At 65.3% G+C, this 20,578-nt stretch carries 22 protein-coding genes and 1 pseudogene; 10 read left to right on the plus strand and 13 right to left on the minus strand.

The window, feature by feature from the left end; all coding sequences use genetic code 11:
- Positions 1–2: 2 nt before the first annotated feature.
- From EAE28_RS12105 to EAE28_RS24210, 3 genes and pseudogenes are all read left to right on the plus strand, one after another.
- The gene (locus tag EAE28_RS12105; protein WP_127106765.1) at positions 3–1,094 is read left to right on the plus strand and encodes a ceramide glucosyltransferase; all 1,092 of its coding nucleotides are present in this window, start codon (positions 3–5) and stop codon (positions 1,092–1,094) included.
- Positions 1,091–1,663, plus strand: coding sequence for a DedA family protein (locus tag EAE28_RS12110; RefSeq protein WP_127106549.1), 573 nt, complete (start codon positions 1,091–1,093; stop codon positions 1,661–1,663). Before EAE28_RS12105 ends, EAE28_RS12110 begins: the two co-directional genes overlap by 4 nt.
- Positions 1,660–1,866, plus strand: a pseudogene (locus EAE28_RS24210) (glycosyltransferase family 2 protein); the annotation flags it as partial. The gene EAE28_RS12110 and the pseudogene EAE28_RS24210, both read left to right, overlap by 4 nt.
- 458 nt (positions 1,867–2,324) lie before the next feature.
- Here the strand turns inward: EAE28_RS24210 and EAE28_RS12120 are convergent.
- The 6 genes from EAE28_RS12120 to EAE28_RS12145 all read right to left on the minus strand — a co-directional run bounded on the left by EAE28_RS12120 (position 2,325) and on the right by EAE28_RS12145 (position 6,995).
- Positions 2,325–3,686, minus strand: a complete 1,362-nt coding sequence (locus EAE28_RS12120; RefSeq protein WP_127106550.1) for an MATE family efflux transporter — start codon at positions 3,684–3,686, stop codon at positions 2,325–2,327.
- Positions 3,687–3,779: 93 nt separating this feature from the next.
- Complete coding sequence (locus tag EAE28_RS12125; protein ID WP_127106552.1) at positions 3,780–4,820, minus strand: saccharopine dehydrogenase; 1,041 nt, start codon at positions 4,818–4,820, stop codon at positions 3,780–3,782.
- 1 nt (position 4,821) lies between these two features.
- A complete protein-coding gene (locus EAE28_RS12130) occupies positions 4,822–5,274 on the minus strand; it encodes a GAF domain-containing protein (protein ID WP_127106554.1) in 453 nt (150 codons plus the stop codon).
- 224 nt (positions 5,275–5,498) lie between these two features.
- Entirely contained in the window at positions 5,499–6,215 is a 717-nt protein-coding gene (locus tag EAE28_RS12135) for an LrgB family protein (RefSeq protein WP_127106556.1), read from the minus strand.
- Positions 6,208–6,561, minus strand: coding sequence for a CidA/LrgA family protein (locus tag EAE28_RS12140; protein WP_127106558.1), 354 nt, complete (start codon positions 6,559–6,561; stop codon positions 6,208–6,210). Before EAE28_RS12140 ends, EAE28_RS12135 begins: the two co-directional genes overlap by 8 nt.
- Positions 6,558–6,995, minus strand: coding sequence for a MarR family winged helix-turn-helix transcriptional regulator (locus EAE28_RS12145; protein WP_127106560.1), 438 nt, complete (start codon positions 6,993–6,995; stop codon positions 6,558–6,560). Before EAE28_RS12145 ends, EAE28_RS12140 begins: the two co-directional genes overlap by 4 nt.
- 141 nt (positions 6,996–7,136) lie before the next feature.
- Between EAE28_RS12145 and hmgA the strand changes: the two genes are divergently transcribed.
- Both hmgA and fahA read left to right on the plus strand, forming a co-directional pair.
- Positions 7,137–8,504 (plus strand): homogentisate 1,2-dioxygenase, encoded by a 1,368-nt coding sequence (hmgA, locus tag EAE28_RS12150; protein ID WP_127106767.1) that lies wholly within the window; start codon positions 7,137–7,139, stop codon positions 8,502–8,504.
- 99 nt (positions 8,505–8,603) lie between these two features.
- Positions 8,604–9,860 (plus strand): fumarylacetoacetase, encoded by a 1,257-nt coding sequence (gene fahA, locus EAE28_RS12155; RefSeq protein ID WP_127106562.1) that lies wholly within the window; start codon positions 8,604–8,606, stop codon positions 9,858–9,860.
- Positions 9,861–10,050: 190 nt separating this feature from the next.
- Here fahA and EAE28_RS12160 read toward each other — a convergent pair whose 3' ends face one another.
- The 5 genes from EAE28_RS12160 to EAE28_RS12180 are packed head-to-tail and all read right to left on the minus strand — an operon-like array spanning position 10,051 to position 13,764.
- Complete coding sequence (locus tag EAE28_RS12160; protein WP_246022337.1) at positions 10,051–10,380, minus strand: DUF3775 domain-containing protein; 330 nt, start codon at positions 10,378–10,380, stop codon at positions 10,051–10,053.
- Positions 10,381–10,430: 50 nt separating this feature from the next.
- Positions 10,431–11,162 carry an SDR family NAD(P)-dependent oxidoreductase gene (locus tag EAE28_RS12165; RefSeq protein WP_127106564.1) on the minus strand — a complete coding sequence of 244 codons (732 nt, stop codon included), beginning with the start codon at positions 11,160–11,162 and terminating at the stop codon, positions 10,431–10,433.
- Positions 11,159–11,710 (minus strand): DUF3833 domain-containing protein, encoded by a 552-nt coding sequence (locus tag EAE28_RS12170; RefSeq protein ID WP_127106566.1) that lies wholly within the window; start codon positions 11,708–11,710, stop codon positions 11,159–11,161. The genes EAE28_RS12165 and EAE28_RS12170 overlap by 4 nt, the downstream gene beginning before the upstream one ends.
- A gap of 9 nt (positions 11,711–11,719) precedes the next feature.
- Complete coding sequence (locus EAE28_RS12175; protein WP_246022338.1) at positions 11,720–12,475, minus strand: DUF1365 domain-containing protein; 756 nt, start codon at positions 12,473–12,475, stop codon at positions 11,720–11,722.
- Entirely contained in the window at positions 12,472–13,764 is a 1,293-nt protein-coding gene (locus tag EAE28_RS12180; protein ID WP_127106570.1) for an NAD(P)/FAD-dependent oxidoreductase, read from the minus strand. Before EAE28_RS12180 ends, EAE28_RS12175 begins: the two co-directional genes overlap by 4 nt.
- A 240-nt stretch (positions 13,765–14,004) precedes the next feature.
- Here EAE28_RS12180 and EAE28_RS12185 point away from each other — a divergent pair, with 240 nt between their 5' ends.
- On the plus strand, positions 14,005–14,511 hold the full coding sequence (locus EAE28_RS12185) for a sigma-70 family RNA polymerase sigma factor (protein WP_246022343.1): 507 nt from the start codon (positions 14,005–14,007) through the stop codon (positions 14,509–14,511).
- An 11-nt stretch (positions 14,512–14,522) separates the two neighbouring features.
- Positions 14,523–15,161, plus strand: coding sequence for a ChrR family anti-sigma-E factor (locus EAE28_RS12190; protein WP_127106572.1), 639 nt, complete (start codon positions 14,523–14,525; stop codon positions 15,159–15,161).
- A 339-nt stretch (positions 15,162–15,500) separates the two neighbouring features.
- On the opposite strand, the gene ubiG is transcribed toward EAE28_RS12190, so the two are convergent.
- Positions 15,501–16,238, minus strand: a complete 738-nt coding sequence (gene ubiG / locus EAE28_RS12195; protein WP_127106574.1) for a bifunctional 2-polyprenyl-6-hydroxyphenol methylase/3-demethylubiquinol 3-O-methyltransferase UbiG — start codon at positions 16,236–16,238, stop codon at positions 15,501–15,503.
- A gap of 72 nt (positions 16,239–16,310) precedes the next feature.
- Here ubiG and pip point away from each other — a divergent pair, with 72 nt between their 5' ends.
- Entirely contained in the window at positions 16,311–17,294 is a 984-nt protein-coding gene (gene pip / locus EAE28_RS12200; protein ID WP_127106576.1) for a prolyl aminopeptidase, read from the plus strand.
- On the opposite strand, the gene EAE28_RS12205 is transcribed toward pip, so the two are convergent.
- On the minus strand, positions 17,291–18,163 hold the full coding sequence (locus EAE28_RS12205; RefSeq protein WP_127106578.1) for an esterase-like activity of phytase family protein: 873 nt from the start codon (positions 18,161–18,163) through the stop codon (positions 17,291–17,293). The two genes, pip and EAE28_RS12205, sit on opposite strands and share 4 nt — an antisense overlap.
- A 183-nt stretch (positions 18,164–18,346) precedes the next feature.
- Here EAE28_RS12205 and rimP point away from each other — a divergent pair, with 183 nt between their 5' ends.
- Together rimP and nusA are read left to right on the plus strand one after the other, a co-directional pair.
- Complete coding sequence (gene rimP, locus EAE28_RS12210; protein WP_127106580.1) at positions 18,347–18,961, plus strand: ribosome maturation factor RimP; 615 nt, start codon at positions 18,347–18,349, stop codon at positions 18,959–18,961.
- A gap of 3 nt (positions 18,962–18,964) precedes the next feature.
- The gene (gene nusA / locus EAE28_RS12215; protein ID WP_127106582.1) at positions 18,965–20,575 is read left to right on the plus strand and encodes a transcription termination factor NusA; all 1,611 of its coding nucleotides are present in this window, start codon (positions 18,965–18,967) and stop codon (positions 20,573–20,575) included.
- Positions 20,576–20,578: the final 3 nt, after the last annotated feature.

Raw genomic sequence — 20,578 nt, forward strand, 5'->3', positions numbered from 1 at the left:
TGCTGGTTCTTTCCCTTGCCGCTGCCGGACTGCTGATCGTGCATCTGCTCACCGTGCTGTTGACGCTGCGGCGACTCACTCCTGCGCACCCCGCGCCCCGCAGCATCGGAGAGCCGCGCGTGACGCTGTTGCGTCCGGTGCATGGGCTGGACGCTTTTGACGCCGAGACGCTGGCCAGTTCCTTCGCGCAGGATTACCCGGATTATGAGGTGATCTTCTGTGCGCAAAGCGCCGATGACGCCGCCGTGCCGGTGCTGCGCGCGCTGATCGCGGCAAACCCGCGCGTCCCGGCGCAGCTGCTGATCGGCTACGATGCGATCACCGCCAATCCCAAGCTGAACAATCTGTGGAAGGGCTGGCAGGCTGCGTCGAGCGACTGGATCTGCATGGCCGACGCCAACCTGCTGTTGCCTGCGGACTACCTTGCCACCGTTGTGGCGGCTTGGGGACCGCAGACCGGGCTGGTCTCGTCGCCGGCCGTGGGGACACGGCCGCAGGGCTGGGGCGGGCATCTGGAATGCGCCGTGCTCAACGCCAATCAGGCGCGGTTACAGCTGGCCATTGACAGCCTCGGCAACGGGTTCACCCAAGGCAAGACGATGCTGGTCAACCGCGCGCTGATCGACCGCGCCGGGGGCTTTGCCGCGCTGGGCGAATATCTGGCCGAGGATGCGACCGCGACCAAGATGGTGCGCGGGCTGGGCCTGCGCGTGACGCTGACCCCGATGCCGTTCTCGCAACCGGTGGGCAAGCGCAGTCTGCGCTCGGTCTGGGACCGGCAGCTGCGCTGGAGCCGTGTGCGGCGCGACGGGTTCCCGGTGCTGTTCGCATTCGAGCTGGCGAATGGTGCGGCGCTGCCGACGGTGCTGGCACTGGTTGCGGGCGGTCCTGTGGTGGCGCTGGGCTATCTGGGCATCTGGTATCTGGCCGAGGCCCTGCTGATCCGCCGTTGCGGCTGGCCGGGCAGCTGGCGCGATCTGGTGGCTTTGCCACTGCGCGACCTGATGCTGCCGGCGCTGTGGCTGGCCACCTTCGCCCGCCGTGGGTTCGAGTGGCGCGGCACGGCGATGGGCGAGGTCACGGCAGCGGAATGATCAACCCGGATACCCTGATGACGCTGGTCAGCGATTACGGACTGGCGATCCTTGCCCCTTTGGCGGTGCTCGAGGGACCGATTGTATCGGTGCTGGGCGGCTGGCTGGCCGGGCGCGGTGTGATGGTCGTGCAGGCGGTGTTCCTGTGCGTGGTGATCGCGGATGTTGCCGGGGATGCGGTGCTCTATGGCGTTGGCCGCTACGGCGGGCCGCGCGTGCCGCAGCGCTGGCGGGAAAAGCTGGGGCTGTCGCGCGACCGTCAGGCCGCGTTGATCGATCAGATCCACGCGGGCGGTGGGCGGCTGCTGGTGATCGGCAAGCTGACACATGCGATGGGCTTTGCGGTGTTGGCGGCTGCCGGGGCCGCGCGCTATCCGTTCTGGCGCTTTCTGGTGGTGAACCTGCTGGCGACGCTGCCGAAAAGCGCCGCGCTTGTGGGTTTGGGCTGGGCGCTGGGCGATTCGTGGGACCGCGCCGATGCGTGGCTGACGCGGATCGTGCTGATCGGCGCGCTGCTGTCGGTCGTGGCGCTGACCTGGTGGTTCCGCCGCGCGCAGAGGCCCGCATGAGCCCGCGCCTGACCTGCCTCATCGCGGCGTGGAACGAGGGCGCGCGCCTGCCTGCCGTGCTGGCCGCGCTGCAGGACCATCCGCTGATAGACCGGCTGCTGGTCGTCGATGACGGCTCGACCGACGACACCGCGCGTGTGGCCGAGCGCGCCGGGGCCGAGGTGCTGCGCCTCACGCCCAACGGCGGCAAGACGGCGGCGCTGGCGGCGGGCATCGCCCGGCTTGAAGGCGAGCACGTGCTGTTGCTCGATGCCGACCTGACGGGCCTCACAGCGCGCGACATCACCGCCCTGGCCAGTCCCGTGCTGCGCGGCGTGGCCGAGGCGACGATCTCGCTGCGCGGTAACGCGCCCCGCACCTGGCGCATGCTGGGGGTCGATTACATCAGCGGCGAGCGGGTGCTGTCTGTCGATCTGCTCAAATCCCTCGCCCCGGCATTGCCCGGCCTGCCGCGCTTCGGGTTCGAGGTGTTTCTGAACCACGCGCTCAGGGCGCAGGGCCACCGCGTCGCGGTGGTGGACTGGCCGGGGGTGGCCAGCCCCTCAAAAGCCAGCAAGCAGGGCCTGTGGCGGGGGCTATGGGCCGATGTGCAGATGATCCGCGACATCCGGCGCTGCCAGCCGCTGTCCGAGCTGCTGGGCCAGATCCACTGGCTGCGCGGTCAGATCGCGCGCCAGAACCGCGCGTGCAGCGCCAGCGCGGCGGTGGTCAGCCCGGCCACCAGACCCAGCCAGATACCGACGCCGCCCAGATCGGTCAGGAAGCCCAACGCATACCCGGCGGGCAGACCGACCAGCCAATAGGCCACCGTCGCGATTACCATCGGCTGCCGCGTGTCCTGAATCCCGCGCAACAGGCCCATCGCCACCACCTGACCCGAATCGGCCAGCTGGAACAGCGCGGCGACCATCAGCAGGGTCACGCCCAGCGGCACGATGACGGCGCGTTGCGGTTCGTCGGGTTTCAGGAACAGACCGACCATGTGCTCGGCGAAGACCCAGTAGATCAGCATGGTCAGCGTGGCAAAGCCCAGCGACAGGATGACCGACGCCTTTGCCGCAGAGCGCAACGCCGCCTCATCGCCTCGCCCGCGCGCACGACCGACCATCACCGTCGCCGCGTTCGACAGGCCCAGATGGACCATGAAGAACATTGCCGTGATCTCCAGCGCGATGGAATGCGCGGCCAGACTGTTCTTGCCCAGCCATCCCATCATCACAGCCGACGCGGCGAAAAGCCCCGTCTCGGCCAGCATGGCAAGCCCGATCGGCAATCCCAGCGCATTCACCTGCCGCAGCGCTTGCCAGTCGGGCCGCCAGAAGCGCACCAGCAGCTGGTAGTGCTTCAGCGACGGGCGGGTGACGGCATAGACCAGCAGCACGCCCATGGTGACGATCTGCACCAGCACCGAGGCCACAGCAGCACCGCGAACGCCCATTTCCGGAAAGCCGAAATTGCCAAAGATCAGCAGCCAGTTGACGCCGATGTTGACCAGAACGCCGATGATCGTCGCCCAGAACACCACCTGCGTGCGCCCCAGCGCCGCCAGATAGCTTTTGAGCACCATCGCCACCAGTGCGGGGGCCAGACCGAACCCGACGATGGCCAGATAGCTGCCGCACTGCTCGGCCACATCGGGGTCTTGCCCCAGCGCGGCCAGCAGCGGCGTCGAAAAAATGAACAGGGGCAGCGCCAGCGCCGAATAGAACAGCGACAGCCACATGCCCATGCGGGTCACGCGCCGCACCTCGGTATCCTGACCCGAAGCCGCCGACGAGGCCACCATCGGCATCACCGCCTGCGCAAAACCCATGCCCAGCGTGAACAGCACGAAGAACACGGTTGCCCCCAGCGCTCCGGCAGCAAGGGCAGTGACGGTGTACCAGCCAAGCATGATCGTATCGGTCACATGCAGCGCGAATTGCGCGACATGGCTACCGATCAGCGGCAGGCCCAGCACAAGAACGGCGCGGGCATTCGGCAGAAAGCCGGTTTGAACGGGAATAGTCGAAGGGGCTGACATGGGAACAATCCAGCGTAACGCCCGGCGAAAATGCGCCGAGCCGTCCTGAATGCCTGCGATCCGGGAAAAGGACAACCCCGCAGGGTTGTCTTTTTAACGTGTGAAACGCGTGTATTCGGCTTGCGCGCGGCCCCAGACACCGTGCTCCAGATCGTCCAGTGCCAGAAGGTGCGGCAAAAGCTGCGCAGCGAAGTCCTCGGAGGCTTCGATCGGCAGCAGGGACGGCAGGTTGTCGATCGCCATAACATCGAGCGGCGGCGCGTCATGGACGCGGACCACAGGGGCCGCCCAACTGGTCGCGCGGTCATAGACCGGCACGGGGTTATAGGCGCTGCCGGGGTCACAGGCGATATCGCCAATAACGCGCAGCTGGCGGTCCATCGTGCCCGCATCGGCGGGCACGAAGACCGGGCAGCCGGGGCGGGCGAGGATGCAGTTGAAGAACAGATCATGCGCCAGAACCTCGGGGAACGGCCCGCCGCTGGCGGTCTCGGCCATGTCCCAACGGGTGACGCGCAGGCCAAGCGCCTCGCACAGATCGGCAGCCCCGGTGCCGACGCGGCCCAGCGCGCCGATGATCAGCGCGGTCGGGCGGCGGCCGTTCAGCTCTTGCGCAAGCGCGGCGATCATCGCGGTCTTGTCGGCATAGCGCGCGACCGGTGCGCAGATCCCGCCAGCATCCTGCGCCGCCCAGGCCTTGACGCTGACCCCGGCCCCGGCGAACCCGGCCCAGTAGCCAAAGGCGGCGACGCGGCGACCGCGCTCGTCGACCAGCGATTCCAGATCATAGAGCGTGCCGCCCCCGGCCTTGAACCGCGCCAGCAGGGCGGGGCCGTCGGGTTGGCCCTTGTAGGCGTGACCGAACAGGATGTGGCGATGCGGCAGGGGGGTGCCATCCTCGGGCAGTTCCTTGAGGCCGAAGATGATCGCATCCGGCGGCGCATCGGGCCAGCTGGCGTACGCAGCGCGCGTACAGCCGACGTCGAGATAGGGCTGCAGGGGCAGAGCGCGCACCGGGCTTTCCTCGACGGTGACCTGAAAGCCTTTGGCGATCAGCGCGGTGGCCCCGGCGGGGGTCAGACCGACCCGCTCTTCGTTCTGCCGCTGCTCGGCGCGGACCCAGAGATGAACCATATCAGACCCCTGCAAAGGTTTCGGTCAGGATGGCAGCCAAAGCGTCGGCATCCTGCTGGGTGAAGGCGTCGGGCAGATCGCTGTCGATGTCGAACACGCCGATCACCGCACCGCTGCCGTCAAAGACCGGCAGCACCAGCTCGGACCGCGTGGACGAGGCGCAGGCGATATGCCCGGGGAAGGCGTCGACATCGGGCACCAGCTGGACTTGCCCCGAGCGCGCAGCGGCGCCGCAGACGCCCTTGGCGAAGGGGATCACCAGACAGCCGTGCCCGCCCTGATACGGTCCGATCTTGAGCAGTTCGGGCGCGGTGACGCGGTAGAACCCGGTCCAGTTGAAGCGGTCATCCGAATGATGGACTTCGCAGGCAACTGTTGCCATGAGCGAGACGGGATCGGTCTCACCATGGGTCAGGGCACGGATCGTCGCGGCGAGGGTGGTATAGTCGGGCATGGCGGGCGCTCCAGTTCCCAGCGGTGTGCCATAGCGGCGCGGTCAGGAAAAGGGGGGCCTTGCCCCCCTCTGCGCTGACGCGCATTCACCCCCTTGGATATTTAGAGACAGAAAATGGGCATGGTTAACAAAACCTGAACGCCGCATTTTCTGTCTTCAAATATCCCGGGGGGAGTCGCGCCCTTGGGCGCGGCGGGGGGCTGGCCCCCCGTCCCGGGTGCCGTTCAGAGGAACAGCCGCAAGACTGCGGGCGCGATCAGCGCGGTCAGGATCGCGTTCAGGCCCATGCCGATCCCGGCAAAGGCCCCTGCCGTCGGGTGGACCTGAAACGCGCGCGCCGTGCCGATGCCATGCGCTGCCGTGCCCACCGCCAGCCCCCGGGCGCGCCAGTCTTTCAGGCGCAGGGCGTTCAGCAACGGTGTCGCGATCAGCGCGCCGGTGATGCCGGTGAGGATGACCAGCACCGCTGTCAGCGTCGGCGAGCCGCCCAGCGTTTGTGCGATGCCGATGGCGACGGGGGCGGTGGTGCTCTTGGGGGCCAGAGACGCGAGGGTTTCCATGTCCACCCCCATCGCCTTGGCGATGGCCAGTGCTGAGGTGACGGCGACCACCGAGCCGACCGACACCCCCGCCAGCACCGGCAGAATGGCGCGCTTGAGCCTCGCGCCCTGCGCATGCATCGGTACGGCCAGTGCCACAGTCGCCGGGCCGAGCAGGAAGTGGACGAACTGCGCGCCCTCGAAATACACTGCATAGGGCGTGCCGGTGGCCCAGAGCATCAGCCCCAGCAGCACCACGGCGATCAGCACCGGGTTGGCGATCGGCTTTCGTCCGGCCTGTTCGGCAATAAGATCGGCGATGACATAGGCGACCAGCGTCAGGGTGAGCCAGAGCAGTGGGCCTTGCGCCAGGTAGGACCAGATCTCGGCGAAATCATGCATCGCGGCTGCCTGTCAGGCGGGCAACCAGCGTGAAGGCCAGCGCGCCGGCAGCGATGGCCAGCGCGGTGGACACCACGATCGCCAGACCAAGCGCCAAGGCTTGACTCCCCAGCCGGTCGAGGTGGCCGATCACCCCCACCCCTGCGGGGACGAAGAGCAGTGACAGGTGGCGCAGGATGCCCTCGCCCACGGGACGGACGATCTCGGCCAACGACGCGGAGCCTGACATCAGCGCCCAGAGAAGCGCCATGCCCAGCACCGGCCCCGGCACGGGCAGACCCAGCGCCCGCGCCACGGCCTCGCCTGCCAGCTGGCACAACAGGATCAGCGTCAGCGCGCGGATCATGATTTGGTGTCGAGCAAGGCGTTCAGCCCGGCCTCCAGCCCCTCGACCAGCGGGCCAAGCCGCGTGCGCATCTCGGCCTGAAACGCCATGGCCACCGGCAGCACCCGCGCCACCAGCGCCTTGCCTTCGGGCGTCAGGCGCAGCACCAGCAGGCGGCGGTCCACGGTGTTCACCGCCTTGGTGATATAGCCTGATGCTTCCAGCCGCGACGCTGCCCGGCTGACCTTGGATTTCTCCATATCCACCCGCGCCTCGATATCGCGGACCGAGACATCGCCCGACTGGTGCAGATGCGCCAGCACGCGCCATTCGGGGATCGAGATGCCGAACTCCTCGCGGTAGCGGTCGGCAAAGGCGCGGCTGATGCGGCTGGCGGCGGCGTTCAGCCGGTAGGGCAGAAAATCATTCAGGTCGAAGTCAGGCGTGTCGGTCATAAATCGCTCCGGCGGTCCCTTTGAGCCGACCACAAAGCCGGGGTGAAATCAATCGACGCCTGTCACGGGGCTTGCATTGTTGCACCTGCAATGAAATAATGGACATCAGAAATGATCCATATCCGCGAACAGGAGACGGCCATGACCGACCTCAGCCTGCCCAAAGGCATGATCCGCGCCCCCAGCGTGACCGGCGCGCATGAGGGCTACATGCCCGGCTTCGGCAATGATTTCGAAACCGAGGCCCTGCGCGACGCCCTGCCGCAAGGCCAGAACAGCCCGCAAAAATGCAACTACGGGCTCTATGCCGAGCAGCTTTCCGGCACTGCTTTCACCGCGCCGCGTGGCCAGAACGAGCGCAGCTGGTGTTACCGTATCCGGCCGTCGGTCAAGCACACGTCGCGATTCACCAAGATTGAGGTCGCGGGCTGGAAAACCGCGCCGCATGTGATGCCCGATGTGATCAGCCTGGGCCAGTACCGCTGGGATCCGGTGCCGATGCCGGGCGCGGGCGACAGCTATACCTGGATCACCGGGATGCGCACCGTCACCACGGCGGGCGACGTGAACACGCAGGTCGGCATGGCGAGCCATGTGTATCTGGTCACCGCCTCGATGCAGGACGAGTATTTCTATTCGGCTGACAGCGAGTTGCTGGTGGTGCCACAAGAGGGTCGTTTGCGGTTCTGCACCGAGATGGGGGTGATCGACCTTGAGCCCAAGGAGATCGCCATCCTGCCGCGCGGTCTGGTCTACCGGGTCGAGGTGCTGGACGGTCCCTGCCGGGGCTTTGTCTGCGAAAACTACGGCCAGAAATTCGACCTGCCCTCACGCGGGCCGATCGGTGCGAACTGCATGGCCAACCCGCGCGACTTCAAGACGCCGGTGGCGGCGTTCGAGGATCGCGAGGTGAAAAGCCGCGTAGTCATCAAATGGTGCGGCCAGTTCCATGAGACCTTCATCGGCCATTCGCCGCTGGACGTGGTGGCGTGGCACGGCAATTACTGCCCGGTCAAATACGACCTGCGCACCTATTCCCCGGTTGGCGCGATCCTGTTCGACCATCCCGATCCGTCGATCTTTACGGTGCTGACCGCGCCTTCGGGGCAGGAAGGCACGGCGAATATCGACTTCGTGCTGTTCCGCGAGCGCTGGCTGGTGGCCGAGCACAGCTTCCGCCCGCCGTGGTATCACAAGAACATCATGTCCGAGCTGATGGGCAACATCTATGGCCAGTATGACGCCAAGCCGCACGGGTTCCAGCCGGGTGGGTTGAGCCTGCACAACTGCATGCTGCCGCATGGGCCGGACCGCGATGCGTTCGAGGGCGCGTCGAATGCGGATCTGAAGCCGCATCTGCTGGACAACACCATGTCCTTCATGTTCGAGACGCGCTTCCCGCAGCACCTGACCGAATGGGCTGCCAAAGAGGCGCCGCTGCAGGATGACTATCTGGACTGCTGGACCTCGCTCGAGAAGAAATTCGACGGCACGCCCGGCATCAAATAGACCGGAGCCAAGACGCCTGCAGGGTGCATCCCTGCGCGCGGCTCTGTAGGGTGGGGTTCAACCCCACCCTACGCTGACCTTCCCAACGCAGGACTGACAATGACTCTCATCCGTTCCTGGGTCGACACCGCTAACGACCCCAGCTGCCCGTTTCCGCTCAATAACCTGCCGTATGGCGTCTTCTCGACCTCTGGCACGCAACCGCGCTGTGGCGTGGCGATTGGCGACAAGGTGCTCGACGTCGCGGCAATGGAAAAAGCCGGGCTGTTGCGGCTGGCTGACACGCCGCTGCTTGCCTCGGCCGCCTGGAACCCGCTGATGGACGCCGGAGCGGTGATCTGGGACAAGCTGCGCAGCCAGCTTATGGGTCATCTGGCGCAGGGCGCAGACACGCAGGATCAGGTCGAGCCTTATCTGCACCCGCTCTCGGGCGTGACGATGCACATGCCGTTCTCGGTGACCGAATTTACCGATTTCTACGCCGGTCGGAATCATGCGCAAAACGTCGGCACCATCTTCCGCGGAAACGACAATGCGCTGCCCGTCAACTGGTTGCACATTCCGATCGGGTATAACGGCCGCGCATCCTCGGTTGTTGTCTCGGGCACCGGTGTGCGCCGGCCCTGGGGCCAGCTGAAAAGTCCCGAGCAGGAAGCCCCCACCTTCCAGCCCTGCCGTCGCTTTGATCTGGAACTGGAGATGGGCGCCATCGTCGGCAAGCCCTCGACCGGGCCGATCACCGTGGCCGAGGCTGACGATATGATCTTTGGCTATGTGCTGCTGAACGACTGGTCGGCGCGCGATATCCAGGCGTGGGAATATGTGCCGCTGGGGCCGTTCCAGGCCAAGGCAACGGCGACGACCATCTCGCCGTGGATCGTCACCAAGGCCGCGCTGGCGCCCTTCCGCGCCCCGACCCCCGAGCGTGAAAAGCCGCTTCTGGCCTATTTGGAAGAGCCGAGGCCGATGCTTTACAACATCGACCTGCGCGTCGAACTCGCGCCTCAGGGCGGGACCGCGACGGAAATCGCGCGGACCAACTATACGCAGATGTATTACTCGGCGGCACAGCAACTGGCGCATCACACGACCTCGGGCTGCCCGATGCGGGTGGGCGATCTGCTGGGTTCGGGCACCATTTCGGGCCCGACCAAGGACAGCCGCGGCTCGATGCTGGAACTCAGCTGGAGCGGCAAGGAGCCGATCACGCTGGACGGCGGCGAGACGCGCAGCTTCCTTGAGGATGGCGACACGCTGACCCTGAAGGGCACCTGCCACGGCGACGGGTATTCCATCGGCTTTGGCGATTGCACGGGTCGTATCCTGCCCGCGCTGACCGACCCTTACGCGCGCTGAGGACAAAAAGAGAGGGGGCCTTCAGCCCCCTCTTTGGCTGACGCCAAATTCACCCCCGAGGATATTTTCAGACAGATGATGCGGCCTTAACCTTTTATTAACGCCACTCTTTGCTCTTTAAATATCCCGGGGGTAGCGCGCAGCGCGTAGGGGGCAGCGCCCCCTGTCCCCGTGCGCAACAGGGCGGCACCTAGCGGTCGAAGAAATCCTCTTCCACATCCGTCACGTCGATATCCAGCGCTTCCAGCCCTGATTCGAGATTCTCGGACAGGTGGGGCATCCCCATCAGGTAATCCGCCGTCGGCGTCGTCGCCTCGGTAAAGGCGGTTTCCAGCGCCTGATCGTATTCCTCGGGCTCGAACGCGCCGCGGCCGATCCAGGCGATGGCGACCAGATTCGCCTTCTCGTCTTCGTTCATCGCATCGATAAAGGCGTGCAGCTCGCCCGTCCTGCCCGTTTCGCGGGCCTGAAAGATGATGTGTACGACTTTCTTGAGGCTGATTTCGGGAGTCATGGGCATTCCTTTTTTCCCGACAATCGCGCCGAAGGCGGGCGCGTGCAAGGGGCCGGTCAGCGCCGGGCGAAAATCCGGTTCCACAGCGCTGTCGGGAAAAGCCGCCCGGCCCGGAACAGCCACGAGAAGACCATCGGGAAGGATGTCATGGGTCGCCCGCTGCGCAGGGCGCGCATGACCTCTGTGGCGGCCTTATCGGGGCTCTGGATGAAAGGCATCGCGAAACCGTTCTTGGCGGTTAGCCGCGTGCGGATAAAGCCCGGGTTGACCAATTGCACCCGCACACCGGTTGCCTGCAAGTCCACCTGCAACGATTGCGCGAGGTTCATCAGCCCCGCTTTGGATGCGCCATAGCCGATGCTTCCCGGCAGCCCCCTGAACCCGGCCAGCGAGCCGGTGAGCACCAGCCGCCCGGTGTCGCGCGCCAGCATGCCGGGCAGCACCGCGCCGACCAGCCGCATCGCGCCGAGCAGGTTCACGTTGATCATTGCCAGCGCTTTTCCCGTGTCCCATTCCTGCGCCCGCATCGGCCAGTAGGTTCCGGCGAGGAAAATAACGCCGTCCACGGTGCCGACCTCAGCCGCAGCCCCTGTGACCGAGGCATCGTCGGTCACATCCACCGCCAGCGCCCGTGCGTCGGGCAATGTTTCTGCCAGATCCACAAGCCGTTCGCTGTTGCGCGCGGAGAGGATCAGCGTTGCGCCCTCGATCGACATCGCTTCGGCCAGAGCGCGCCCCAGACCTTCGGACGCGCCGACCAGCCACCATGTCTGACCTTGCAGGCTCATGTCAGTGCCGGCCGCAGGGTAGCGACCAGTTCGGCGACCTTGATGCCGAATTTGCGGAACTGGCTGCGGTTGATGATCGTACCGTTGTCCATCAGATACATCCAGTCGGTTACATCCAGCACCCAGCCCCCGGCGTGTTCCGGCAGACGGATGCGGTACTTCAGCTGCAGCCCGGCACCCTCTTGCCGCCCGTGACCCGGCTCGACGATATCGTCGGCATCGGCCACGACCGTGCCGTCATTGCCCATCGCCAGCGTCCAGCGACGGTTCTGGACCTGTCCGCTGGCATAGCGAAACTGTTCTTCCAGCACGCCGCGGTTTCCGGTCCAGCGCCCGTGCATATCCGCCACAAAGCGCGAGGTGACGCGGCCCGTGGGCCCATAGATCACGCCTTCGCACAGGATCGGACCGCTCAGGTGGCGACGGATGTCGATCTGCGGCTGCTGTCCTGCGTAGTCCTCAGGGCGCTGGGCGGTGAAGCCGACGAAGCGGCTGACCAGATACCAGAGCACTCCCAACAGGGCGAGGATGGTTAACACATCGAGCATTGCGATCTCCTATCGCGAAACGTCGTGGGACGGCGGCTGTGGGCGAGGCCGATAAACCGCGCCTTTCCACCACAGCTTGAGCGCCTGCCAGTGGATCAGGGCCAGCACCCGTCGCGACCCCAAGGGGCGGCGCAGCATCGCCGCGATCAGACCATGCGCTGTCGCCGGTTTGCGCGGACCGGTCAGCGTGGCGATCAGGCCGCCCTTGGCATGGCCATAGGCGATGCGGATGGCGATGGCGTCGGGGCGGATGTCAAAGCGGAACTGGTAGTCGCCCTCGACCGGCTGGAAGGGCGAGACGTGGAAGATCTTGTGCGCCAGCAGCGTGTCTTCGGCGCGGATCGGTGCGAAGCCGTCGCGGTGGCACAGATAGGAATGGCGGTCGCCGAAGGTGTTGCTCACTTCGGCAATCACGCAGATCAGCGCGTTTTGCGCGTCGTAACACAGCCAGAAACTGACCGGGTTGAACACATGCCCCAGCACGCGCGGCTGGGCCAGCAGCTCGATCCGTTCAGGCGAGGGCGCACCCGCCGCCGCCAGAACTTCGCGCACCCAGACGGCTCCACGCCCTTTGGTCGGCGCGCCGCCGTGGTCGCTGTCGTGCAGGGACAAGAGCCCGGCACGGTTGCGCGCAAAGAGCCACGGCGCGGGCTGCGGTTTTTCCGCGTCGAGCAACAGGTAATCGACGCCATAGCTGAAGCGGTTGGTCAGCGTGTCGCTGCGCCCGTGAAAGGTTCGCCCGGCGATATGCTCGACAGCTGTCACGCGGCGGCCCTTTCGCGGGTTGCACCCAGCTTGGTCACAACGTCGACGGCGCTGGCAAAGCCGTCCTCGTGGAAACCGTTCTTCATCCATGCGCCGCAGAACCACGTATTGTGATGGCCATTGAGCACCCGCAGCACATCCTGCGCGGCAAAGGCAGCGCGATCATAGACCGGATGGCGGAAGGTGTGGCTGTCGTAGATCAGCTCGTCGCGGATCGGGCGGTTGGAGTTGAGGGTGACGAACATTTCATCATCGGCCGGGATCGGCTGCAGGGCGTTCATCCAGTAGGACAGGCTGATGCGCTCACGGTCCTGAGGCGAGTGTTCGGTATAAGTCCAGGCCGACCAGACCTTGCGCCGTTTCGGCATGATCGAGGCGTCCCGGTGCAGCACCGCATGATTGTCCTGATAGCCGATGGCGGCCAGCGCGACGCGTTCGGTTTGCGTGGCATCGGACAAGAGCGCCAGCGTGGTGTCGGAATGCGTGGCGAAGATCACCTCGTCAAAAGCTTCCCACGTGCCACCCTCAAGGCGAACCTCGGCCCCGTTGGCGGTGCGGCGTACGGCGGCGGTGGGGGCACTGGTGCGGATATCGACGCCGCGCGCGCGCAGATCGCGCTCAAGCCGGGTGACGTATTCGATCGACCCACCCTTGACGGTGTACCATTGGTGTTGGCCATTGGCCGACAGCAGCGCGTGGTTGCGGAAGAAATCGACCATGGCACGGGCGGGGAAATCCATGATCTTGTCCTTGGGCGTGGACCAGATCGCGCCCGAGAAGGGCTGGATATAGCGCTCGCGAAACCACTGACCCATGCCCAGCGTATCCATGAGCGCGCCGATGCTCATGTCGGGGTCGGTGGCGGCGGTTTCGGCCTTGGCGTTGAAGCGCAGAATGTCGCGCAGCATGCGCAGAAAGCGCGGATCGGCGATGTTGCGGCGCGAGGCGAAGATCGTATCCAGCGTATCGAGCGCGTATTCGCAGGCCCCTTTGTCGAAGGATGCGCCAAAGCCCATCGAGGCGGGGGCGGACGGCACCTGCAGCGCCTCGAACATCGCGGTCAGGTTGGGGTAGTTGGCGTGGTTGAACACGATGAACCCGGTATCCACCGGCTGATCGCCCCGCTTGCCCGCCATCACGGTGCGCGCATGGCCACCCAGACGCGGCGCGGCTTCGATCAGCGTGACACGGTGACCGGGGGCCAGCAGCCATGCGGCGGCCATGCCAGAGATCCCGGCGCCGATAATGGCGATGCGCTTGGGGGCAACGGGGATAGACTCGAACGGCATCGGGATCTCCTGCAGGTTTCAACGGTTACGCTGCGGGAACGGGGTTGGATGACAAAAAGTTTCGGATCGTTTGATCCGCTTGCCGCCAGCCTGCGTATCCGGTCCATGTTGCAAGAACTCGCCATTCCGGGGACACTACCTCTGCCGATAGCCGCCCTGATGGGGCGGGCTGAACGGCATGAGGACAAAGGGCGGCATGACGTGACGGCGGATGACGACAATGCCAAAGCGGTAACATGGATGCTGGCCGTGGCGCGCGATGCCGATCAGCAGGCTTTTGCGTCACTGTTCGCGCGGTTCGCGCCGCGGGTGAAGGCGTTCCTGATCAAGTCAGGCGCGACGCCGTCGCTGGCCGAGGATTGCGCGCAGGACGTGATGGCAACCGTCTGGCGCAAGGCCGGGCAGTTCGACCCGACGCGCGCGTCGGTCGCGACCTGGATCTTCACCATCGCGCGCAACCGGCGGATCGACATCCTGCGCCGTGACCGCCGGCCCGAACCGCAGGATCTGCCCTGGGGCCCGGAACCCGAGCCCGACCAGCTGGACGCGATGGTCCTGCAACAAGACACCGAACGCCTGAGCGCGGCCCTTGCCGCGCTGCCCGATAACCAACGCGCCTTGATCGAACGCGCTTATTTTGGCGATCTCAGCCACGGCGAGATCGCCAGACTTACCGGCCTGCCTTTGGGCACGATCAAGTCCCGTATCCGCCTGGCGCTGGAAAAGCTGCGCCAGACCATGACCTGAGGATATCTCCGATGATCCGTCATCACCTCTCTGATTCCCTGTTGACCGGCTACTCGACCGGTTCGCTGCCCGAGGCCTTCAGCCTGCTGGTCGCCACGCATGTGTCGCTGTGCGACGAATGCCGCGCCCGGCTTGAGGCGCAGGACGCCGTCGGCGGCGCAGTGCTCGACAGCTGTGACGGCGCGGCGATGAGTGATTCCAGCTTTGCCGCAACGCTGGCGCTGCTGGGCGGCGCATCGCCCGAACGCGAAGCGCGGGAGCCGGTCGAGGGCGTCTTCCCCGCGCCGCTGCGCGACTATGTCGGCGGCGATGCTGATGCCGTGCGCTGGCGTCCGGTGGGCGGCGGCGTGCGCCAGGCGATCCTGCCAACGGCAAAAGGGGCAAGCGCCCGGCTGCTCTACATCCCCGCCGGAACCGCGGTTCCCGACCACGGGCATACCGGGACCGAATTGACGCTCGTTCTGTCGGGCGCCTTTGAAGATGCGACCGATCACTTCGGTCCCGGTGACGTCGAAATCGCGGATGAGGATCTCGAACATACCCCGGTCGCGGCGCTGGGCGAACCCTGTATTTGTCTTGCCGTGACCGACGCGCCCCTGCGCTTCAACGGGCTGATCCCCCGGCTTTTGCAGCCATTCCTGAAGATTTGATCTGAGTTCTTCATGGGAGACGTCAGGCGGCTGCGGCGCTCGCCCCCATCGAGGGGGCTCGCGCCGCGTGGGGCCAGCCCCACACCCCGCCAAAGGGGGCGCACGCGCCCCCTTTGGGATCCCCCGTGGATATTTAGGGACAGAAAATGATGCGGGAGCGGGCGTCGTTCATTTTCTGTCTTTAAATATCCTCGGGGGTGAATTCGGCTTTGGCCGAAGAGGGGGCAGAAGGCCCCCTGACGCGCGCCGCGCAAGCGGCGCGCCTGGCCCAACGGGAGGGGCAGGATCTGTGATCCTGCCGCGACGGGCGGGAGCCGTTCGTCGGTCTTTGCGGGCAACTCAGTCCTTGCGCACCGAGGCCGTCACGTAGTTGACGCTCAGGTCGCGCTCCGACAGCGACCAACGCCACAGGACGGGGTTGAACACCATGCCCTTGCGGTCGACCGGGTCGAGGCCCGCTTGACGGATCAGCGCATAGAGCTCGTCCGGCGTGATGAACTTGGACCAGTCATGCGTCCCGCGCGGCAGCCAGCGCATCACGACTTCGGCGCCGAAGATCGCCATTGCATAGCTTTTCGGATTGCGGTTCAGGGTTGAGCAGATCATCAGCCCGCCGGTTTTCAGCAGGTCGTGGCACGCCGTCAGATAGGCCAGCGGGTCGGACACATGCTCGACCACTTCCATGTTCAGCACCACGTCGAAGCGCTCGCCCGCCTCGGCCAGCGCTTCGGCCGTCGTGTGGCGGTAGTCGATCGTCAGCCCCGATTGCTCGGCATGCACCTGCGCCACCGGGATGTTGCGTGGGGCGGCATCTGCGCCGATCACGTCAGCCCCAAGCCGCGCCATCGGTTCCGACAGCAGCCCGCCACCGCAGCCGATATCCAGCAGCCGCAGCCCCTCGAACGGTTTCGGTGCGCGCAGGTCGCGGTCGAATTCGGCGGCGATTTGCGTTGTGATATAGTCCAGCCGGCACGGGTTGAGCTGATGCAGCGGCTTGAATTTGCCCTGCGGGTCCCACCAATCGGCGGCCATGGCCTCGAATTTCGCGACTTCGGCAGGGTCGATGGTGCTTGTCATTCTGCGCTCCGGCTTGTCTTTTGTCCTCGCATCCCGTGGAATGGGGATCGAGGGCAAGATATAGACCGGATGATGGACAAGTCCCACGAGCAAAAGAGCGCAGCCGCGTTTCTCTACCCGCCGATCGAACCCTATGAGCGGCGGGTTCTGGACGTGGGGCAGGGGCACAGCGTCTATATCGAGGAATCCGGCAATCCGGCAGGCGTTCCTGTGGTGGTCTTGCATGGCGGCCCCGGTGGCGGTTCAAGCCCGATGATGCGGCGGTTTTTCGACCCTGAGCACTATCGCATCGTGTTGTTCGACCAGCGCGGCTGCGGGCGCTCGCGCCCGCATGCCAGTGTCGAGGCCAATACGACGCAGCATCTGATCGCCGATATCGAGGTGATCCGTCAGGCGCTGGGCATTGGCCGGTGGATCGTTTTCGGCGGCAGTTGGGGTGCCACGCTGGCGCTGGCCTATGCGCAGGCGCATCCCTCGCGCGCTGCGTGGCTGGTGTTGCGCGGCGTGTTCACCGGGACGCAGGCCGAACTGGACTGGTTTTATGGCGGTGGTGCCGGGCGGTTTTACCCTGAACTGTGGTCGCGATTCGTCGATGCCATTCCCGTGGACGAGCGCGACAATCTGATCGGTGCGTATCACAAGCGCCTGTTTTCCGGCGTCTTCGCGCAGGAATCGCGCTTTGCCCGGCTTTGGTCGGATTGGGAAAACGCTTTGGCCACGGTCGAGACGCGCGGCTTTTTCGAGACGCCGGTCGACTATGCCCGCGCCTTCGCCCGGCTGGAGAACCACTACTTTACCAACGCCTGTTTCTTTGAGCGCGACGGCCAGCTGCTGGCGGATCTGTGGCGGATGAGCGGGGTGCGTGGCACCATCGTGCAAGGTCAGCTGGACATGATCTGCCCGCCGGTCACCGCCTGGGGCCTGCACCGCAAATGGACCGGCAGCACCTTGCGCATGGTGCCGATGGCCGGGCATGCGCTGTCCGAGCCGGGCATCACCAGCGAACTGGTCTCGGTCATGGACGGGTTGAAATCGGCCGGCCTGCTGCGCGATTAGGGCAGGCGGTATTCGGCAATTTCGGTCCGTTGCAGCATGTTCTGGTTGTCGTCGGAGACAGTCGTTGCCCAAAGCTGCCCGCTGGCATCCTGCGTGATGCTGATCCCTTCGTGATTGTCGAGCGCGCCCATCGAGGTCTCCACCAGCGTTTCGGGCTGACCCCAGGCACCGGGTCGCAAGCGGCTGATGCGACTGGCGAAAAAAGCCAGACGGAACTTGCGTTCCAGCAGGTACAGATTGCCGTCGGGGCCAAAATCCAGACCTACGGGGCGGAAGTCGTCGCGGTCGGGCAAAAAGCCGACGATCTCCCACTGATTGGTCAGACGGTAGAGCGGGAAGGTTCCGTCGAGCGGCGCTTCGGGCACGGTGAACACCGCGCCGGACTGATCCACTGCTATCCCTTCAAGCCCCTCATTCGTCGGCAGGCGTTGCCAGCTGTTCGCGCGGGGCAAGGCCTCGGCCGGTCCCGTTTCATCGCGGTACTGCAGGATGCGGCTGGGCGAGCCTTCGAACGAGATATGCAGGGTGCCGTCCGGGCGCTGGTCCAGCCCTTCGGAGTCGGCGCGGTGGCCACGCAGGGCGCTGCCCGCCGTGCCGTTCAGCACAAAGTGTTCGATCTTTTCGACACCGGTGATCACGCCCGCGTCATCGCGCAGCAGCCGGACGCGGACAATGAACCCCCGGTCGCTGAGCAGCAGGGCGCGGCGGCGGTCGCTGCTCAGCTCGATACCGGAAAACCCGCCGAAAAACGGCCCGCCGCTGTTCCAGTGGTAGAGCGAATCAGGGCGGTTGGTGACGGCGCGCGCCGCGCGGGCGGGCAGCAGCGCGGCGGCACCGAGGGCAAGGAAATGGCGGCGGGACAGGGTCATGACTGCGCGACCCTAACGGCGGAAACCAGCGGGGGAAATGCCGCGCCGCGACATATCTCTTGAAGTTGAGGGGATGTCGGCGTATATCCCCGTTCAACAGCGGCGCTGTGAGGTCCAAACTCACAGCCCACCGAGAAATTTCGCGGGCCGCTTGGCCCGTTTTTTTATTTCTGGAGCGTCGCGATGAGCGAACAAGACGACAGCACGGGATCGGTTGGCGATCTGGTTGCGCGTACGGCGATCGACCAGCGGCTGGCCGAGATCGTCAAACCCGCGGTCGAGGCCGCCGGGTTTGAACTGGTGCGCCTGCGGCTGATGTCGGGCAAGACCCGCACGCTGCAGATCATGGCCGACCGGCCCGATGGCGGGATCGAGATCGACGAGCTGGGCGAAGTGACCACCATGGTCTCGGCTGTTCTGGACGTCGATGATCCGCTTGAGGATCCCTATGTGCTGGAAGTGTCGAGCCCCGGCATCGACCGCCCGCTGACCCGTCTCAAGGATTTCGATACCTGGGAAGGCTATGAAGCCCGGATCGAAACCAACGAGCTGATCGACGGCCGCCGCCGCTTCAAAGGCACGCTGCAAGGGACCGAGGGCACCGAGGTGCTGCTCGAGATCGAAGATCAGGGCACGCCGGTCACCATCGGGTTGCAATTCGACTGGCTGTCTGATGCCAAGCTGGTTCTGACCGACGAGCTGATCGAAGAAACCCTGCGTGCCCGCAAGAGCAGCGGCGCGATCATTGAATCCGACTTCGACACCATCGAAACCGACAGCGCTTCCGAGGAGGAGTGATCCATGGCGATTACCAGTGCCAACCAGCTTGAACTGCTGCAAACCGCCGAAGCGGTCGCGCGTGAAAAACTGATCGACCCCGAACTGGTCGTGCAGGCGATGGAAGACAGCCTCGCCCGCGCCGCCAAGTCGCGGTACGGTGCCGACATGGACATCCGCGTCCACATCGACCGCAAGACCGGCCGCGCGCAGTTCACCCGTGTCCGCACGGTGGTCGAGGATGAAGCGTTCGAGAATCACCACTCGGAACTGACGCTGAAAGACGCGAAAGCCTATCTCGCCGATCCGCAGATCGGCGATGAGGTCAAGGAAGAGGTGCCCCCGGTTGAGCTGGGCCGCATCGCCGCGCAATCGGCCAAACAGGTGATCTTGCAGAAGGTCCGCGAAGCCGAGCGTGACCGTCAGTACGACGAATTCAAGGATCGCGCCGGGACCATCATCAACGGCACCGTCAAGCGCGAAGAGTATGGCAACATCATCGTCGACATCGGCCGTGGTGAGGGCATCCTGCGCCGCAACGAGAAGATCGGCCGCGAAAGCTATCGCCCGAACGACCGTATCCGCTGCTTCATCAAGGATGTGCGCCGTGAGGCCCGTGGGCCGCAGGTCTTCCTGTCGCGCACCGCGCCGGACTTCATGGCCGCGCTGTTCAAGATGGAAGTGCCCGAAATCTATGACGGCATCATCGAGATCAAGGCCGTAGCCCGTGACCCCGGTTCGCGCGCCAAGATCGCCGTGATCAGCTATGACAACTCGATCGACCCGGTCGGCGCTTGCGTCGGTATGCGCGGTTCGCGCGTGCAGGCCGTGGTGAACGAGCTGCAGGGCGAAAAGATCGACATCATTCCGTGGAACGAGGATCAGGCGACCTTCCTGGTCAACGCGCTGCAACCGGCTGAAGTGTCCAAGGTCGTCATCGACGAAGACGCCAGCCGTATCGAAGTCGTGGTTCCCGACGAGCAGCTGTCGCTGGCCATCGGCCGTCGCGGTCAGAACGTGCGTCTGGCCAGCCAGCTGACCGGCCTCGACATCGACATCATGACTGAATCGGACGAATCAGCCCGCCGTCAGGCGGAATTCGCCGAGCGCACCAAGCTGTTCATGGACTCGCTGGACGTCGACGAAATGATGGCGCAGCTTCTGGTGGCCGAAGGCTTCACCACGCTGGAAGAAGTCGCCTATGTCGAAATCGACGAACTGGTGTCGATTGACGGCTTCGACGAAGACACGGCTGGCGAGCTTCAGGCACGGGCCCGCGACAAGATCGAAGCGGCCAATCAGGCGGCTCTGGATGCGGCGCGCAGCATGGGTGCCGAAGACAGCCTCATTGACTTTGACGGCCTGACACCCCAAATGCTCGAAGCACTGGCGAAGGACGGCATCAAGACGCTGGACGATTTCGCCACCTGCGCGGATTGGGAGCTGGCCGGTGGCTGGACCACCGATAACGGGCAGCGCATCAAGGATAACGGCATTCTCGAACCTTTCGAGATGAGCCTCGAAGAAGCCCAGACCCTGATCATGACGGCGCGTGTCCTTCTGGGATGGGTTGATCCGGCGGATCTTGAAACCGAGTCAGACGAAGACGCGGTCGAGGGCGAGGAAGACGCATAAGGA

Source organism: Pararhodobacter zhoushanensis (assembly GCF_003990445.1).
Classification (GTDB): Bacteria; Pseudomonadota; Alphaproteobacteria; order Rhodobacterales; family Rhodobacteraceae; genus Pararhodobacter; species Pararhodobacter zhoushanensis.